The organism is Pseudomonas sp. ADAK21 (assembly GCF_012935735.1).
GTDB classification, from domain to species: Bacteria; Pseudomonadota; Gammaproteobacteria; order Pseudomonadales; family Pseudomonadaceae; genus Aquipseudomonas; species Aquipseudomonas proteolytica.
This window is the reverse complement of record NZ_CP052857.1, coordinates 3513942-3530063: the sequence shown is the minus strand read 5'-3', so window position 1 is coordinate 3530063 and position 16122 is coordinate 3513942. Positions and strand designations below refer to the sequence as shown.

General features: G+C 60.3%; 15 protein-coding genes. 5 read left to right on the top strand and 10 right to left on the bottom strand.

The annotated features are described in order from the left end of the window. The first annotated feature begins 18 nt into the window (after nucleotides 1-18). The 4 genes from HKK57_RS16000 (at nucleotide 19) to HKK57_RS15985 (ending at nucleotide 6518) form a co-directional block, all read left to right on the top strand. The gene (locus tag HKK57_RS16000; protein ID WP_029295394.1) at nucleotides 19-1083 is read left to right on the top strand and encodes an imelysin family protein; all 1065 of its coding nucleotides are present in this window, start codon (nucleotides 19-21) and stop codon (nucleotides 1081-1083) included. A gap of 2 nt (nucleotides 1084-1085) precedes the next feature. Further along, nucleotides 1086-2183, top strand: a complete 1098-nt coding sequence (locus tag HKK57_RS15995; protein ID WP_169391200.1) for a DUF1513 domain-containing protein — start codon at nucleotides 1086-1088, stop codon at nucleotides 2181-2183. 135 nt (nucleotides 2184-2318) lie between these two features. Further along, entirely contained in the window at nucleotides 2319-3482 is a 1164-nt protein-coding gene (locus HKK57_RS15990; protein WP_070994461.1) for an efflux RND transporter periplasmic adaptor subunit, read from the top strand. A 3-nt stretch (nucleotides 3483-3485) separates the two neighbouring features. Then, entirely contained in the window at nucleotides 3486-6518 is a 3033-nt protein-coding gene (locus HKK57_RS15985) for a multidrug efflux RND transporter permease subunit (protein ID WP_169390407.1), read from the top strand. 122 nt (nucleotides 6519-6640) lie between these two features. On the opposite strand, the gene HKK57_RS26990 is transcribed toward HKK57_RS15985, so the two are convergent. From HKK57_RS26990 to HKK57_RS15940, 9 genes are all read right to left on the bottom strand, one after another. Next, nucleotides 6641-6868 (bottom strand): hypothetical protein, encoded by a 228-nt coding sequence (locus HKK57_RS26990; protein WP_029295386.1) that lies wholly within the window; start codon nucleotides 6866-6868, stop codon nucleotides 6641-6643. After that, nucleotides 6868-7584, bottom strand: coding sequence for a lipopolysaccharide kinase InaA family protein (locus tag HKK57_RS15975; RefSeq protein ID WP_070994462.1), 717 nt, complete (start codon nucleotides 7582-7584; stop codon nucleotides 6868-6870). The genes HKK57_RS26990 and HKK57_RS15975 overlap by 1 nt, the downstream gene beginning before the upstream one ends. Nucleotides 7585-7588: 4 nt before the next feature. Next, on the bottom strand, nucleotides 7589-8269 hold the full coding sequence (locus tag HKK57_RS15970) for a class I SAM-dependent methyltransferase (RefSeq protein ID WP_029295381.1): 681 nt from the start codon (nucleotides 8267-8269) through the stop codon (nucleotides 7589-7591). Nucleotides 8270-8448: 179 nt separating this feature from the next. Beyond that, nucleotides 8449-9729: a sensor histidine kinase gene (locus HKK57_RS15965; protein WP_169390406.1), complete on the bottom strand. Its 1281-nt coding sequence runs from the start codon at nucleotides 9727-9729 to the stop codon at nucleotides 8449-8451. Further along, on the bottom strand, nucleotides 9719-10402 hold the full coding sequence (gene colR / locus HKK57_RS15960) for a two-component system response regulator ColR (protein ID WP_029295378.1): 684 nt from the start codon (nucleotides 10400-10402) through the stop codon (nucleotides 9719-9721). The genes HKK57_RS15965 and colR overlap by 11 nt, the downstream gene beginning before the upstream one ends. 266 nt (nucleotides 10403-10668) lie before the next feature. After that, entirely contained in the window at nucleotides 10669-12318 is a 1650-nt protein-coding gene (gene groL / locus HKK57_RS15955; RefSeq protein WP_070994464.1) for a chaperonin GroEL, read from the bottom strand. Between the two features lie 49 nt (nucleotides 12319-12367). Next, a complete protein-coding gene (locus tag HKK57_RS15950) occupies nucleotides 12368-12664 on the bottom strand; it encodes a co-chaperone GroES (RefSeq protein ID WP_003175874.1) in 297 nt (98 codons plus the stop codon). A gap of 229 nt (nucleotides 12665-12893) precedes the next feature. Further along, entirely contained in the window at nucleotides 12894-13370 is a 477-nt protein-coding gene (locus HKK57_RS15945; protein ID WP_029295363.1) for an FxsA family protein, read from the bottom strand. A 66-nt stretch (nucleotides 13371-13436) separates the two neighbouring features. Further along, a complete protein-coding gene (locus tag HKK57_RS15940; protein WP_169390405.1) occupies nucleotides 13437-14168 on the bottom strand; it encodes a HugZ family pyridoxamine 5'-phosphate oxidase in 732 nt (243 codons plus the stop codon). A 75-nt stretch (nucleotides 14169-14243) separates the two neighbouring features. Between HKK57_RS15940 and HKK57_RS15935 the strand changes: the two genes are divergently transcribed. Next, nucleotides 14244-15002 (top strand): SDR family oxidoreductase, encoded by a 759-nt coding sequence (locus tag HKK57_RS15935; RefSeq protein ID WP_029295359.1) that lies wholly within the window; start codon nucleotides 14244-14246, stop codon nucleotides 15000-15002. 96 nt (nucleotides 15003-15098) lie between these two features. Here HKK57_RS15935 and HKK57_RS15930 read toward each other — a convergent pair whose 3' ends face one another. Further along, nucleotides 15099-16106, bottom strand: a complete 1008-nt coding sequence (locus tag HKK57_RS15930) for a DUF481 domain-containing protein (RefSeq protein WP_029295357.1) — start codon at nucleotides 16104-16106, stop codon at nucleotides 15099-15101. Nucleotides 16107-16122 lie beyond the last annotated feature (16 nt).

The window sequence follows — 16122 nt, the reverse complement described above, 5'->3', positions numbered from 1 at the left end:
TAATGAAGGGAGCTCGACATGTTCCGTCCCAAGTTGTTGTTCACCAGCCTTGCCGCCCTCGCCCTGGGCGCTTGCTCGCCACAGGATCCGCAAGCGGTTACTTCGGCCGCCATCGCCAAGCAAGTGATCCTGCCGACCTACAGCCGTTGGGTCGAAGCTGACCGGCAATTGGCCGTCAGCGCCCTGGCGTATTGCCAAGGCAAGGAATCCCTGGAGACCGCCCGCGCCGACTTCCTCCACGCGCAAAAAGCCTGGGCCGAGTTGCAACCGCTGCTGATCGGCCCACTGGCCGAGGGCAATCGTGCCTGGCAGGTGCAGTTCTGGCCCGACAAGAAAAACCTCGTCGGCCGCCAGGTCGAGCAACTGGCCACCGCCCAGCCGCAGATCGATGCCGCCGCCCTGGCCAAGTCCAGCGTCGTGGTGCAAGGCCTGTCGGCCTACGAATACATCCTGTATGACGCCAAGACCGACATCGCCAACGACGCCCAGAAAGCCCGCTACTGCCCGCTGCTGATCGCCATCGGCGAGCGTCAGAAACAACTCGCCGAGGAAATCCTCGCCAGTTGGAACAGCACCGACGGCATGCTCGCGCAGATGACCAAGTTCCCCAACCAGCGCTACGCCGATTCCCACGAAGCCATCGCCGAACTGCTGCGCGTGCAGGTCACGGCCCTCGACACCCTGAAGAAAAAGCTCGGCACGCCCATGGGTCGCCTGTCCAAGGGCATCCCCCAGCCGTTCCAGGCCGATGCGTGGCGCAGCCAGTCGTCCCTGCAAGGCTTGCGAGCCAGCCTCGCGGCGGCCCAGACCGTATGGGTCGGGGTCGACAACAAAGGCCTGCGCGGTCTGCTGCCCGCCGACCAGAAGCCGTTGGCCGAGAAGGTCGATGCGGCCTACGCTGCTTCCCTGAAACTGTTCGACAGCAACCAGCGCTCGCTCAACGACCTGCTGGCCGACGACGCCGGGCGCCAGCAACTCAACGATATCTACGACAGCCTCAACGTCGTCCACCGCCTGCACGAAGGCGAATTGGCCAAGGCGCTGGGCATCCAACTGGGCTTCAACGCCAACGACGGTGACTGATGATGCTCAGGCGACAGGCTTTGGCCATCGGTAGCGTGCTGCTCAGTGCAATTACTCTGGGCGGCTGGACGCTGTTCAAGCGCAAGGGCGACAGCCCACTGCTGCTGTCGGCCCGGGATGATGGCGACGGCAAGCACTACGCCGTGGGCTATCGCCTGGATGGCACCCAGGTGTTCGCCACCCAGGTCGGCCAGCGCTGCCACGACATCATCAACCACCCGACCCTGCCCATCGCCCTGTTCGTGGCCCGCCGCCCAGGCACCGAGAGCTACCTGGTGGACCTGCGCGACGGCACGCTCCTGCAAACCGTGACGTCCCAGGCCAACCGGCACTTCTATGGCCATGCGGTGATCCACAAGAGCGGCGACTGGCTGTACGCCACGGAAAACGACACCACTGACCCGGGTCGCGGCCTGTTGGGCGTGTACAAGTTCGAAGGTGAGCGCCTGGTGCACACGGGTGAGATTTCAACCCACGGCATCGGCCCGCACCAGGTGTCGTGGATGCCCGACGGTGAAACCCTGATCGTGGCCAATGGCGGTATTCGCACCGAGGCCGAGAGCCGGGTCGAGATGAACCTCGACGCCATGGAGCCCAGCCTGGTGCTGATGCAGCGCGACGGTACGCTGTTGAGCAAGGAAACCCTCGGTCAGCAGATGAACAGCGTGCGCCATATGGGGATCGCCAGCGATGGCACGATCCTCACCGGGCAACAGTTCATGGGGCCTTCGCATGAGCGTTCCGAGCTGTTGGCGATCAAGCGTCCGGGCCAGCCGTTCGTGGCGTTCCCGGTGGCCGACGAGCAATTGCAGGCCATGGGGCACTACACCGCCAGCGTCGCCGTGCACAGTGAGTTGCGCCTGGTGGCACTGACCGCACCACGGGGCAATCGCCTTTTTATCTGGGACATGGACAGCGGCGAACTGCGCCTGGACGGGCCGTTGCCCGACTGCGCCGGCGTGGGTGCAGTGGCGGATGGGTTTGTCGTGACTTCAGGCCAGGGCCGCTGCCGCTTCTACGATTGCCGGCAGCCACAACTGGTGGCCAAGCCCCTGGAATTGCCGGCAGGGCTCTGGGACAACCATCTGCATCTGATCTGATCGCAGGCGCCGGCTTGCCGGCGCCTGCAGGGGGGCTGACGGCAAAAAATGCCAGTTGGAATCCCCCAGGCACTCGGAGTAATGTGCCAAATCGTTCGTCTTCGTCTGCCTCAGTTTTTTCCAAGGAACCGGAATATGCTGCGTCGTCGCATGCTGATCATGTTGGCCGTTGCCCTGCTAATCGTCCTGCTGTTGGCGGGCTATAAGGCCTTTTCCATCTATCAGCAGATCCAGGTCTTTTCCGCGCCCAAACCACCGATCAGCGTGGCGGTGGCCACGGCGGTCGAACAGCCCTGGCAACAGCGCCTGCCGGCGGTGGGTACACTCAAGGCGTTACAAGGGGTGAACCTCGCCCTGGAGATTGCCGGTACCGTCAAGAACGTGCAGTTCGAGTCCGGGCAAAAGGTCAAGGCCGGGCAACCGCTGGTGCAACTGGACAGCGCAGTGGAAGACGCCCTGCTACAAACCGCCCAGGCCGACCTCGGTTTGGCCCAGCTCGACTACGGGCGCGGCAGCCAACTGGTGGGCAGCCAGGCGATCTCCAAGGGCGAGTTCGACCGACTCTCGGCGCAACTGCAAAAAAACAAGGCCACGGTCAACCAGCTCAAGGCGTCCCTGGCCAAGAAACACATCGTCGCGCCATTCAGCGGCACCATCGGCATTCGCCAGGTGGATGTCGGCGACTATCTGGCCAGCGGCACGGTGATCGCCACCTTGCAGGACCTGAGCAGCCTCTACGTGGACTTCTATGTGCCCGAGCAATCGGTGCCCAAGCTGGCGGTCGGCCAGGAAGTACAGGTGCATGTCTCGGCCTACCCGACACTGACCTTCCCCGGCACCCTCAGCGCCATCAACCCCAAAGTCGAAAGCAGCACCCGTAACGTACTGGTGCGGGCAACCCTGGCCAACCCGGATAACAAACTGCTGCCGGGCATGTTCAGCAGCCTGCAAGTGCTGTTGCCCGATCCGCAGGCACAGGTGGTGATACCGGAAAGTGCGATCACCTACACCCTCTACGGCAACTCGGCCTATGTGGTGGCGCAGAAGAAGAGCGAAGACGGCAGCCTCGAAAAGGATGCCAACGGTCAACCGATATTGATCGCCGAACGGCGCTTTATCGAGACCGGCGAACGACGCGATGGCCTGGTGCTGGTGACCAAGGGCCTGAGCAGCGGCGAGCAAGTGGTCAGCGCCGGCCAACTCAAGCTCGACACCGGCGCGCATATTGCTATCACCGCAGACAAAAACCTGCCGGCCACTCCTGGCCAACCTCCGCGCAACGACGGTTCAAGGAACTGAGCCATGGCGTTTACCGACACGTTTATCCGCCGTCCGGTGCTGGCCATGGTGGTCAGCCTGCTGATCGTGCTGTTGGGTTTCCAGGCCTACAGCAAACTACCGTTGCGCCAATACCCGTCCATGGAAAATGCGCTGATCACGGTGACCACCGCTTACCCGGGGGCCAATGCCGAGACCATCCAGGGCTACATCACACAGCCGTTGCAGCAAAGCCTGGCGAGCGCCGAAGGCATCGACTACATGACCTCGGTCAGTCGCCAGAACTTCTCGGTGATTTCCATCTATGCGCGGATCGGCGCCAACAGCGACCGCCTGTTCACCGAACTGTTGGCCAAGGCCAACGAGGTGAAGAACAAGCTGCCGCAAGACGCTGAAGATCCGGTATTGAGCAAAGAGGCCGCAGATGCGTCGGCCCTGATGTACATCAGCTTCTCCAGCCAACAACTGAGCAACCCGCAGATCACCGACTACCTGTCGCGGGTGATCCAGCCCAAGTTGGCGACCCTGCCTGGCATGGCCGAAGCCGAGATCCTCGGCAATCAGGTATTTGCCATGCGCCTGTGGCTGGACCCGGTCAAGCTCGCGGGGTTCGGCCTGAGCGCCGGCGACGTCACCAATGCCGTGCGCAACTACAACTTTCTCTCTGCCGCCGGTGAAGTGAAAGGCGAGTATGTGGTCACCAGCATCAATGCCAACACCGACCTCAAGACCGCCGAAGCCTTCGCTGCCATCACCGTGAAGACCGATGGCGACAGCCGGGTGCTGCTCGGCGACGTGGCCCGGGTGGAAATGGGCGCGGAAAACTACAACGCCATCAGCTCCTTTGGCGGCACACCCTCGGTGTATATCGGCATCAAGGCCACGCCCAGCGCCAACCCGCTGGATGTGATCAAAGAGGTGCGCAAGATCATGCCGGAGCTGGAATCCCAACTGCCGCCCAACCTCAAGGCAGAAATTGCCTACGACGCCACGCTGTTTATCCAGGCGTCCATCAACGAGGTGGTCAAGACCCTGTTTGAAGCGGTGCTGATCGTGATCGTCGTGGTGTTCCTGTTTCTCGGGGCGCTGCGCTCGGTGGTGATCCCGGTGGTTACCATTCCGCTGTCGATGATTGGCGTGCTGTTTTTCATGCAACTGATGGGCTACTCCATCAACCTGCTGACGCTGCTGGCTATGGTCCTGGCCATCGGCCTGGTGGTGGACGATGCGATTGTGGTGGTGGAGAACATCCACCGCCATATCGAAGACGGCAAGAAACCACTGGACGCCGCGCTGGAAGGCGCGCGGGAGATTGCGGTGCCGGTGGTGTCGATGACCATCACCCTGGCGGCGGTGTATGCGCCCATCGGCTTCCTGGAGGGGCTGACCGGGGCCCTGTTCAAGGAGTTCGCCCTGACCCTGGCCGGGGCGGTGGTGATTTCCGGTATCGTCGCCCTGACCCTGTCGCCGATGATGTGCGCCCTGCTGTTGCGCCACGACGAAAACCCCAGCGGCCTGGCCCATCGCCTGGACCGGATCTTCGAGGGCCTCAAGCGCCGCTACCAGAGCCTGTTGCACGGCACCTTGAACACCCGGCCGGTGGTGATCGTGTTTGCCCTGATCGTGCTGTGCCTGATCCCGGTGTTCCTCAAGTTCACCCAGTCGCAACTGGCCCCGGACGAAGACCAGGGCATTATCTTCATGATGGCCAGCGCACCGCAGCCGACCAACCTGGACTACCTGAACACCTACACCGACGAGTTCATCGCGATCTTCAAGGACTTCCCGGAGTATTACTCCTCGTTCCAGATCAATGGCTTCAATGGCGTGCAATCGGGTATCGGCGGCTTCCTGCTCAAGCCGTGGAACGAGCGCGAGCGCACCCAGATGCAAATCCTGCCGGAGGTGCAAAAGCGCCTGGAGCAGATTCCGGGCTTGCAGGTATTTGGCTTCAACCTGCCATCGCTGCCGGGCACTGGCGAGGGCCTGCCCTTTGGTTTTGTGATCAACACGCCCAATGACTATGAGTCATTGCTGCAAGTGGCCGATCGTGTGAAAAAACGCGCCATGGAGTCGGGCAAGTTCGCCTTCGTGGACATCGACCTGGCGTTCGACAAACCCGAGGTGGTGGTGGATATCGACCGAGCCAAGGCGGCGCAGATGGGCGTCTCGATGCAGGACCTGGGCAGCACCCTGGCGACTTTGCTGGCGGAAGCGGAAATCAACCGGTTCACCATTGATGGCCGCAGCTACAAGGTCATCGCCCAGGTCGAGCGGGCCTACCGGGACAACCCCGAATGGCTGAACAATTACTACGTGAAAAACACCCAGGGCGAACTGCTGCCGCTGTCGACCCTGATCAGCGTCAGCGACCGCGCACGGCCGCGCCAACTGAACCAGTTCCAGCAACTCAACTCGGCGCTGATCTCGGGTTTCCCGATTGTCAGCATGGGCGAAGCTATCGACACCGTGCGCCAGATCGCCCTCGAGGAAACCCCGGCCGGCTACGCCTTCGACTACAGCGGCGCCTCGCGCCAGTTCATCCAGGAAGGCAGCGCACTGTGGGTCACCTTTGGCCTGGCACTGGCGATCATCTTCCTGGTGCTGGCGGCGCAGTTCGAGAGCTTCCGTGACCCGCTGGTGATACTGGTGACAGTGCCGCTATCGATCTGTGGGGCGTTGATCCCGTTGTTCCTTGGTTGGTCGAGCATGAACATCTACACCCAGGTGGGGTTGGTGACGTTGATCGGGCTGATCAGCAAGCACGGGATTCTGATCGTCGAGTTTGCCAACCAGTTGCGCAAGGACAAGGGGCTGACAGCCCGCGAAGCAGTGGAAGAAGCGGCAGCGATTCGCCTGCGCCCGGTATTGATGACCACGGCAGCGATGGTGTTTGGCATGGTGCCGTTGATCTTTGCCACCGGGGCCGGGGCGGTCAGCCGGTTTGATATCGGGATGGTGATTGCCACGGGGATGTCGGTGGGCACCTTGTTTACTTTGTTTGTATTGCCGTGTGTGTATACGTTGCTGGCCAAGCGTGATCCCTTGACGGATTGAGTACCTATTCATTTGTGCGGCAACGGCACTGACTTGTGGGGAGGGGGCTAGTCCCTCCCCACAAGTACGCACAAAACAAAAGGCCTCGCTATGCGAGGCCTTTTATCGGGGGGTCAATCTCTTCAACTCGCAGGCCTCATCCCTTGGGACATCCCGAACATAAACAGCAAAAGCTGATGATCAGGCTGCGTAACCCCCGTGGTTTTGGCGATCCGTGGTAGCGGGCATTGCCCGCCACTGTGCACCGCGCTGAGGACTTCTGTGCGGGGCTGCTCCCAGGCAGCCAGGGCCAGGGAGGCGATGCCCAAGGCCCCCAACAGAAACAAACCTCGTGCTATTTCTAGCTTCATTAGGTTAAACCCTTGATAGCGCTGCCAAACGCCGCTTCGTAAAAGTAGCTGAGTTTTTGCCAGTCAGCGGCATTCCACGACGAATGGCGACGCAATTGCTGCATGTCATGGGCTGCGGCCCGTCGGGCGGTCAAACGCTGGCGGCACTTTTCCAGGTCCAGCAGCGCCACTTCGACCGTCGCGCCCTCTCCCGCACCGCTGACCCGCACAAAGATATGCTTGCTGTACAAGCAGCCATGCTGCCATCGCCCTTTGTGCATGCGCGCCAGGGTTTGCGCCAGTTCATCAAGCAGCCGCTCATGCACCAGTTCCCCGCATTGCTTGCGGCCACCGGCGGCGTACCAGTTGTCGATTTCCTCGAAACCATCCAATGACGCCGTCACCAACAAGGCCTTCCATTGATGTTCAGGGTCACGTCGGGCGCCACAGAACACCAGCTCCGGAACGCCGACATCGAGCAAACGCAGGCCCCTGAGCGCATCACGCTCACGCAGCACCGTAGGCCGCCCGAAGGGGTGCAGCCAGCTGCGATAGGTATGGCCGGTCTGACGCTTGCTGTAGAGCAGCCGCCCATTGGTCCCGATTACCCGCTGCACGCCGCTTTCGCCACCTCGACGACGATTGGGTGCCTCGACCCACTCGCCCTGCTGCCGCCAGAAATATTCGAACCGCTCTTCGGGAGCTACGTGACTGCCTGCTACGTACTCAACCACCATCCTGCTACCTCTTGCGCAATACATACACTCGCCACATGGCATACAGCGGTATGAAGTCCAAATACTCCTGGACGCGGAAACCAGCTTGCTCAAACTCAGCCTCAACAGTAGCAGCCGGTAACACAAATCGATTTCGGTAACTCTCCTGCTCACTTTTGTTGCGGCGCTGCACTTCCAGGCGCTTGCGTTTCCAGGCCTTGAAGTTGCCATCCACCCACAATGAAATGATCACGCTGTCGCGGGTAACTCGTTGAAATTCCTTCAATATCGCCATTCGGTGGGCCGGCTCGCCGATGTGGTGCAACAGGCGCATGCAAAAAATGCTGTCCACGGCGCTGTCTGGCAAATCGATATCAAAGGCAGATGTCTGCAAGGGTCGTACCTGCTTGACCACATCCGCCGGTTGCGCCCCCATGGCGATGTTCAGCATGGACTCGGAATTGTCCGCACCGATAACGATCCGGTTGGGCTTTTCTGTCAGCAACGGCCAGAAACGCCCGGCGCCGCACGGCAAGTCCAATACCAGGCCAGGCTCACCGGCCATCGCCAGCGCACCACGGGCCAATTGTTCGTCGCGTTTGTGGGACAGCCGGCGCGCCAACGTGTCCTGGTGTTTGAGCAAATATTGCTGAGCGTGCCGGTCGTCGTACTTTGCGGAAAATTCAAGCTTGATCGGAGTAGCCATCAACGAGTCTCCTGGACTGATGCCTACGACTTTAAGCAGCCGCACGTCATCCACAGGTCAACCCTTTGTGAAAAAAACGTCCCGTCTAACCCTAAAGAATTACAAAGTTTTACAGGGAAAAAAGCATGGCAGGAAGCCATCTTCGTCGAACAGCAGGGAATCTGCCCCAACGCAAGGGATCAGGGTTTGACGTGGCTCAATTCAACATGGAAACGGCAGCCGCTAGGCTCCATGGTGCTGAGGCTGACCACCCAGCCCTGGTTATCGCAGATCCGCTGCACCAGCGACAAACCCAGGCCCAGGCCATCGCCGCGTTTTTCATTGCCGCGCACAAAGGGCTCGAACATCGCTTCGCGCTTGTCCTCGGGGATGCCCACGCCGGTGTCTTCCACCACAAACCCCGTGGGTTCCAGGGTCAGGCGGATAAAGCCCTGCTCCGTGTAATGCAGGGCGTTGCGCAACAGGTTCCCCATCACCGCATGCAAAAAGGTGGCGTTGTAGCGGATATCGAGGGGGTTGCCCGGCTGGTAGAACAGCTCGATGCCCTTGCGCTCGATGGGGTCACGCCAGATCCCCAGCAAGTCCTCGGCGACCTGGGCCAGGGTGACTTGGGGTGACATGGTGGTGTCGTCATGCTGGGCGCGGGCGAGCATCAGGAAGGTCTGCACCAGTTCGCGCATTTCCTCGCAGGCCCGGGCGATGCGCTCGACCTGTTTGCGCCCCCGCGAATCGATGGCCGGGTTTTCCAGCAGCAGTTCGCAGGAGCTGGCCAGCACCATCAGCGGCGTCCGCAGTTCATGGCTGACATCACTGGTAAACAGGCGCTCACGGGTCAGTGCCTGGCGCAGGCGGCCCAGGGTGGCGTCGAAGGCCACTGCCAGCTCGCCCACTTCGTCGGCGGCATAGTCCGGGGCCAACGGCGGGGCCAGGCCCAGCAGTTGGTCACGATGACGCACCTGGCGCGCCAGGCGTACCACTGGGGCCATTACCTTGCGGGCCAGCACCCAGCCGAGGAATACCGCCAGCGCCAGGCTGAGGACAAACCCCACCAGCACCACCGCAAACAGCACACGCTCACGCTCTTCGAAATCGCTCTGGTCTTGCAGTAGGACATAACGCCGGCCGTCGACGATCTCAACCATGGCATGGTAGGACAGCGCTTCGCGAAACACTTCGTGAAAGCCCGCATCCAGATGCCGCAAGTCCTTGGGCAGCTCAAAATCGCCGCGCCCGCCGCTGAAGTAGAACAACTGGTCCGGCTCGGGCCGGTGGCGCCAGTCTTCGACACTGTCCATCAGCAGCAAGCGTTGCAAGTCGCCGCCCAGGCCCGCCGAAATCAGTTTTTCTTCCACCAAGTGCACCGTGGCGACGATGCCCATGGCAAAGGCCCCCGCCACCAGCGCGCTCATCAGCGCAAAGGCGATGATGATCCGCTGGGCAAGGCTTTGCTTAAACTCCATCACGGCCCTCGGCCAAGCGATAACCCACGCCATGCACGGTTTGCAGCAATGGTTTGGCAAATGGCTTGTCGATCACCTGGCGCAGTTGGTGGACATGGCTGCGCAGGCTGTCGCTGTCCGGGCAGTCATCGCCCCACAGGGCTTCTTCCAACACTTCGCGACGCAGGACGTGAGGGCTTTTCTGCATCAGCACGGCGAGCAATTTCAGGCCGACCGGGTTGAGCTTGAGCAAACGCCCTTCGCGGGTCACTTCCAGGGTATCGAGGTCGTAGGACAGATCGCCGACTTGCAGCTCACGCCGCCCACCGCCCTGGGCCCGGCGCAGCACCGCCTCGATGCGTGCGGCCAACTCCGATAGGGCAAACGGCTTGAGCAGATAGTCGTCGGCACCCGACTTGAAACCTTGCAGGCGGTCGTCCAATTGATCGCGGGCGGTGAGCATGATCACCGGCGTATCGCGGCGCGCATCTTCACGCAGGCGTTTGCACAAGGTGTAGCCATCAATGCCGGGCAGCATGATATCGAGCACGATCAGGTCGTAATGCTCGGTGGCGGCCAGATGCAGGCCCGACAAACCGTCCTGCGCACAGTCCACGGTATAACCCTTGAGCCCCAGGTAATCCGCCAGGTTGGCCAGAATATCGCGGTTGTCTTCAACCAATAAAATTCGCATGGGCAGTGTCTCCGTACGCGGTAACGGCCGTGTTGGCTCGCGCAGCTTAAGGCCAAGTGTGCCCCACGACTAGGGCGCCGTAGCGAGTCTATAAGTTTTTTCAACCTATTGATGGGCTTCACGAGTTTTTCACTATCACTTCACCCGCCGCGCACAGAAAGACCATCACACTGATGCAGGGTTACTACACCCAGGCAAAAACCAGGCATTAAAAAACCCCGCCTGCATCGCTGCAGGCGGGGTTTCAGTACAGGGGTAAGGCTGGCTTACATCATGCCGCCCATGCCGCCCATACCACCCATGCCGCCCATGTCTGGCATGCCGCCGCTACCTTCAGCCTTCGGCTTTTCAGCAATGCCAACTTCGGTAGTCAGCAGCAGACCAGCGATCGAAGCTGCAGCTTGCAGAGCCGAACGGGTGACTTTGGTTGGGTCCAGGATACCCATTTCAACCATGTCGCCGTATTCGCTGGTTGCAGCGTTGTAACCGTAGTTACCTTTACCGTTCTTCACTTCGTTGACCACAACACTTGGCTCGTCGCCGCTGTTGGAAGCGATCTGGCGCAGTGGGGATTCAACGGCGCGACGCAGAACAGCGATACCGACGTTCTGGTCAGCGTTATCGCCTTTGAGGTCAACCAAGGCTTCCAGAGCACGGATCAGCGCAACGCCACCGCCAGGTACCACGCCTTCTTCAACGGCTGCACGGGTCGCGTGCAGGGCGTCTTCAACGCGGGCTTTCTTCTCTTTCATTTCAACTTCGGAACCAGCGCCAACCTTGATCACTGCAACGCCGCCGGACAGCTTGGCCAGACGCTCTTGCAGTTTTTCACGGTCGTAGTCCGAGGAGGTTTCAGCAACCTGGGCACGGATCTGGGTGATACGCGCCTGGATGTCCTGCTCAACGCCAGCACCGTCAACGATGATGGTGTTTTCCTTGGAGATGGTCACGCGCTTGGCGCTACCCAGGTTTTCCAGGGTGGCGCTTTCCAGGCTCAGGCCGATCTCTTCGGAGATTACGGTACCGCCAGTCAGGACTGCGATGTCCTGCAGCATGGCCTTGCGACGGTCGCCGAAGCCTGGAGCCTTGACGGCTGCGACTTTAACGATGCCACGCATGTTGTTCACAACCAGAGTCGCCAGGGCTTCGCCTTCAACGTCTTCGGAAACGATCAGCAGTGGGCGGCCGGCTTTGGCAACGGCTTCCAGCACTGGCAGCATTTCGCGGATGTTGGAGATCTTTTTGTCGACCAGCAGGATCAGCGGGCTTTCCAGCTCGGCAACCATGGTTTCTGGCTTGTTGACGAAGTACGGGGACAGGTAGCCACGGTCGAACTGCATGCCTTCTACAACCGACAGTTCGTTTTCCAGGCCAGTGCCTTCTTCAACGGTGATCACGCCTTCTTTACCGACTTTTTCCATGGCTTCGGCAATGATGTCGCCGATGGAGCTGTCGGAGTTGGCGGAGATGGTGCCTACCTGAGCGATAGCCTTGGTGTCAGCGCATGGCTTGGACAGGTTTTTCAGCTCGGCAACAACGGCGATGGTCGCCTTGTCGATACCGCGCTTGAGGTCCATCGGGTTCATGCCGGCAGCGACGGCTTTCAGGCCTTCGTTGACGATCGACTGAGCCAGAACGGTGGCGGTGGTAGTACCGTCGCCTGCGTCATCGTTGGCACGGGAGGCAACGTCTTTGACCAGCTGCGCGCCCATGTTTTCGAAACGGTCTTCCAGTTCGATTTCTTTTGCTACGGAAACGCCGTCCTTGGTGATGGTCGGAGCGCCGAAGCTCTTCTCGATGATCACGTTACGGCCTTTCGGGCCCAGGGTCGCTTTTACTGCGTCAGCCAGGATGTTGACACCGGTGAGCATTTTCTTACGGGCGGAATCGCCGAATTTAACTTCTTTAGCAGCCATGATCGATATTCCTTAAATACTTTGTAGTAACGGGAAAATGAGCGGGGAATCAGTCTTCCAGAACAGCGAGAATCTCGTTCTCAGCCATAACCAGCAGGTCTTCGCCGTCGACTTTCACAGTGTTGCTGCCGGAGTAAGGACCGAATACAACCTTGTCACCGACTTTAACGGCCAGCGCACGCACGTCACCATTTTCCAGAGTCTTGCCTGGGCCTGCAGCGACGATCACACCGTGGTTGGCTTTTTCAGCAGCCGAACCTGGCAGAACGATACCGCCAGCGGTTTTCTTTTCTTCTTCGCTGCGACGGATAACGACGCGGTCGTGCAGAGGACGAAGCTTGCTCATTGTCGATCTCTCCTAATTGTAAGTTTCATCGGCCGGTATCAGTACCGGCTGGTGGTATTCCGGCGGGGCCGGTCGCGGTTCGCCAGGCGAAACGCGGAAGTCTGTCTGGTGTCGCCACCAGAAACCTTGCGGTGACCGTTACATAAGGGCGTATATGCTTATTACAAGGGCCACAGGTGAAAATTTTTGTGTCAGCAGGGCACCCGAAGGCACCCTACCTGGCATGGCGTTACTTGGAGTCGCGGTGCTCGAACTCACCTTCGATCACATCACCTTCACGCCCCAGCGGCTGGCGAGGTGCCGGGCCGCCACGTGGCTGCAGGTCGTCGGCAAAGGCGCGCTGGCGCACCGCCGCTTCTTCGGCACGCTGGCGCAACTTGCCTGCCAGCAACCGTCGAGTGAATGGCAGCAGCAGAATCAAGCCCAGCACATCGCTGACAAAACCCGGCACGATCAGCAGGCCACCGGCCAAGGCCATCATCAGGCCTTCAAGCATGGTTTGGGCCGGCAGTTCGCCGCGATTCAGGCTTTCACGGGCACGCAGTGCGGTGGCCAGGCCGGCGATGCGCAGCACGAACACGCCGAGCATCGAGCCGAGAATGATCAGCAGCAGCGCCGGGAAAAACCCGATAGCCCCGCTGACCTTGACGAATACGAACAGCTCCAGCACCGGAAACAGCAGAAAGAGCAATAAAAAAGGGCGCATCAAATGGTTCCTCAACGCAAGAATGCCTTGCTACTAGACCTTAGATGACGTCGCCCTTTCGTGAATTCAAGCTTGGGTGGTGGATTTTTTCGGCCATTGCTCGGCGTGAGCCAGGAAAACCAAGGCTTCGCGCACTTGTGTCGGCGTATTGCAAGTCGCCGCAAACGGCAACCAGTGCAAGCCCTGGCCGATGCGCAGGTGCATGCCTTCACTATCGATACCCGCCAGCTGCGCGGGCTCGGAGGTCGGCAGGCCGGCCAACTCGACATAGTGGGCAATGGCTTTGGTGTGATCGCTGTTCATGTGCTCGATCATGCTCAACTCGGCCTTGCCGGCAAACGGGTTGGCCAGGGTCAGTTGGTCGACCCAATGGATCGCGCCGAAACCGCCGATATAGCGATGACGCACCGGCTTGAGCACCCAGAAATCAAAGTCATGGGCTTTATGGTAGTTAGCCGAGTCGGGGAAATACCGGTAGTAACGCTCGGCGGCGGCGGCGATGGCCACCTCGTCCTCGAGTTTTTCGGCTTCAGCCAGGTAAGTCAGGCGGCCCACGGCCTGCACATCATCAGCCTCACGCTCGCCTACCAGCAACGAGCATTTCGGATCTTTTTGCAGGTTATGGGTGTGCTGGGCGATACGGCTGATCAGGATCAACGGCCGGCCCTCTGCGTCCAGGCAATAAGGCACTACCGAACCAAAGGGAAAACCGGGCATGGCCTTGGAGTGCGTGGCGAGCGCCCCACGGTATTCCTTGAGCAGTAGTTCTCGGGCATTCTTGGCAACGTGGACGCTCAACTTATGACTCCTTCGATAAGATCCGTCACAAAACGGACTTGGACAACCGCTTAAATCTGCTCACAGGACATGCGAATGCATCTCAACGACAAAGTAATCATTATCACCGGCGGTTGCCAGGGTTTGGGCCGCTCCATGGCCGAGTATTTTGCAAGCAAAGGTGCCCACCTGGCGCTGGTGGACCTCAATCAGGAAAAGCTCGATGCCGCAGTGGCTGCATGCCAGTCCCATGGCGTCACCGCACGCAGCTATCTATGCAACGTGGCGGATGAAGAACAGGTGACCCATACCGTGGCACGGATCGCCGATGACTTTGGCGCGATCCATGGTTTGATCAACAACGCTGGGATCCTGCGCGATGGCTTGCTGCTCAAGGTCAAGGACGGCGAGATGACCAAGATGAGCCTGGCCCAGTGGCAGGCGGTGATCGACGTCAATCTGACCGGCGTGTTCCTCTGCACCCGTGAAGTGGCGGCGAAGATGGTGGAGCTGAAAAACCAGGGCGCCATTATCAACATCTCGTCCATCTCCCGCGCGGGGAATGTGGGCCAGACCAACTATTCGGCGGCCAAGGCCGGCGTGGCCGCAGCGACGGTGACCTGGGCCAGGGAGCTGGCGCGTTATGGCATACGTGTGGCGGGGATTGCGCCGGGCTTTATCGAGACCGAAATGACCCTGGGCATGAAGCCCGAAGCATTGGAGAAGATGACGTCGGGGATTCCGCTCAAGCGCATGGGCCGGCCGCAAGAGATCGCCCACTCGGCGGCCTATATCTTCGAGAACGACTACTACACCGGGCGCATCCTGGAGCTGGATGGCGGGTTGCGCCTGTAACACCACTGAAAAACAAATCAGGGGGGGCGCTACGCGCCCCAACGCGGGCGATGCGGCGTTCCGACAAGCCCGCTCGCCACAAAAGCACTGGCAGGCTTACCAGGTCACGCCAAACCCTGCGGTGTAGCGGGTCTTGCTCAAGTCGCTGTCCGAACCGCCGCTGATGATGTCGCGCTCGGCCTTGAGGTTGAGCGAGGCCCATTCGGTAACTTTGTAGCGCAGGCCCATTTCGGCATCGAGCGCGTAGTCGGCGGGGCCGGCCAGGGGCTTGCCCACTTCACCGTTGGTGAAGAACTCCACGGTCTTGCCGATCAGATAGCGGTTGTAGTCCCACTTCATCGCCAGGGAATAGAAGTTGTCCTTGCCGCCATCCTGGTACTCGTAGTCAGTACGGTTGAGCAATGACCCCAGGGAGAACGCCCCCAGTTCATCATCCCAGAACTGATAACCCGGACCGGTACCGACGGTGCGCTGGCGACGCAGGTCTTCGACCTTGTCGTGCTTGTAGGTCAGGCGCCCCTGCCAGAACCACTGGTCGGTGATAAAGCGGTCCAGCGCGTACTCGGCGCTCCAGTTATCGGTGGTGACCACATCGTTCTGGAATTCGCGGTTGTATTCGCCTTCTGCTATATGGCGCCACTTGCCGTGACGGGCAGTGGTCTTGAAGTCGATGTCATAGTCGTCGGTGTCTTTTTCCGCACGCTTGTAGTCCAGCGCCACGTCGACATTGCCCTTCCACACCAGGTCCTCGATCACAGGCTTGGGCTTGATGATCTGCTGGATACTGGCCAACTCCACCGTCTTCGGTGTTTCGCCGTTGGCCAGGACCACCTTGCCGTCCTCGGCCGGATGCAGGGACTTGGCCTTCTCGCCGATATAGGCATCCTGCTTGACCAGCAACTCCTGGTCGCTTTCCAGGGTTTTCACCTGTTTCCAGTCCACCGGGATCGCGCCCGCGTATTCGGTCTGGATCAGCAGCTTGCCGCCGTCGAAAACCTTGATCTTGCCGGTCAGGCGATCACCGTTTTTCAACCAGACCGTATCGGCCAGCACAGGGGTAGAAGCAGTAAAGACAGCGAGGCACAGCAGGGTTCTGGACAACATAAGCGGTTACGGGGCT

Coding starts and splice junctions, on each gene's coding strand:
- HKK57_RS16000 (WP_029295394.1), top strand. CDS start 19: ATGTTCCGTCCCAAGTTGTTGTTCACCAGCCTTGCCGCCCTCGCCCTG.
- HKK57_RS15995 (WP_169391200.1), top strand. CDS start 1,086: ATGCTCAGGCGACAGGCTTTGGCCATCGGTAGCGTGCTGCTCAGTGCA.
- HKK57_RS15990 (WP_070994461.1), top strand. CDS start 2,319: ATGCTGCGTCGTCGCATGCTGATCATGTTGGCCGTTGCCCTGCTAATC.
- HKK57_RS15985 (WP_169390407.1), top strand. CDS start 3,486: ATGGCGTTTACCGACACGTTTATCCGCCGTCCGGTGCTGGCCATGGTG.
- HKK57_RS26990 (WP_029295386.1), bottom strand. CDS start 6,868: ATGAAGCTAGAAATAGCACGAGGTTTGTTTCTGTTGGGGGCCTTGGGC.
- HKK57_RS15975 (WP_070994462.1), bottom strand. CDS start 7,584: ATGGTGGTTGAGTACGTAGCAGGCAGTCACGTAGCTCCCGAAGAGCGG.
- HKK57_RS15970 (WP_029295381.1), bottom strand. CDS start 8,269: ATGGCTACTCCGATCAAGCTTGAATTTTCCGCAAAGTACGACGACCGG.
- HKK57_RS15965 (WP_169390406.1), bottom strand. CDS start 9,729: ATGGAGTTTAAGCAAAGCCTTGCCCAGCGGATCATCATCGCCTTTGCG.
- colR (WP_029295378.1), bottom strand. CDS start 10,402: ATGCGAATTTTATTGGTTGAAGACAACCGCGATATTCTGGCCAACCTG.
- groL (WP_070994464.1), bottom strand. CDS start 12,318: ATGGCTGCTAAAGAAGTTAAATTCGGCGATTCCGCCCGTAAGAAAATG.
- HKK57_RS15950 (WP_003175874.1), bottom strand. CDS start 12,664: ATGAGCAAGCTTCGTCCTCTGCACGACCGCGTCGTTATCCGTCGCAGC.
- HKK57_RS15945 (WP_029295363.1), bottom strand. CDS start 13,370: ATGCGCCCTTTTTTATTGCTCTTTCTGCTGTTTCCGGTGCTGGAGCTG.
- HKK57_RS15935 (WP_029295359.1), top strand. CDS start 14,244: ATGCATCTCAACGACAAAGTAATCATTATCACCGGCGGTTGCCAGGGT.
- HKK57_RS15930 (WP_029295357.1), bottom strand. CDS start 16,106: ATGTTGTCCAGAACCCTGCTGTGCCTCGCTGTCTTTACTGCTTCTACC.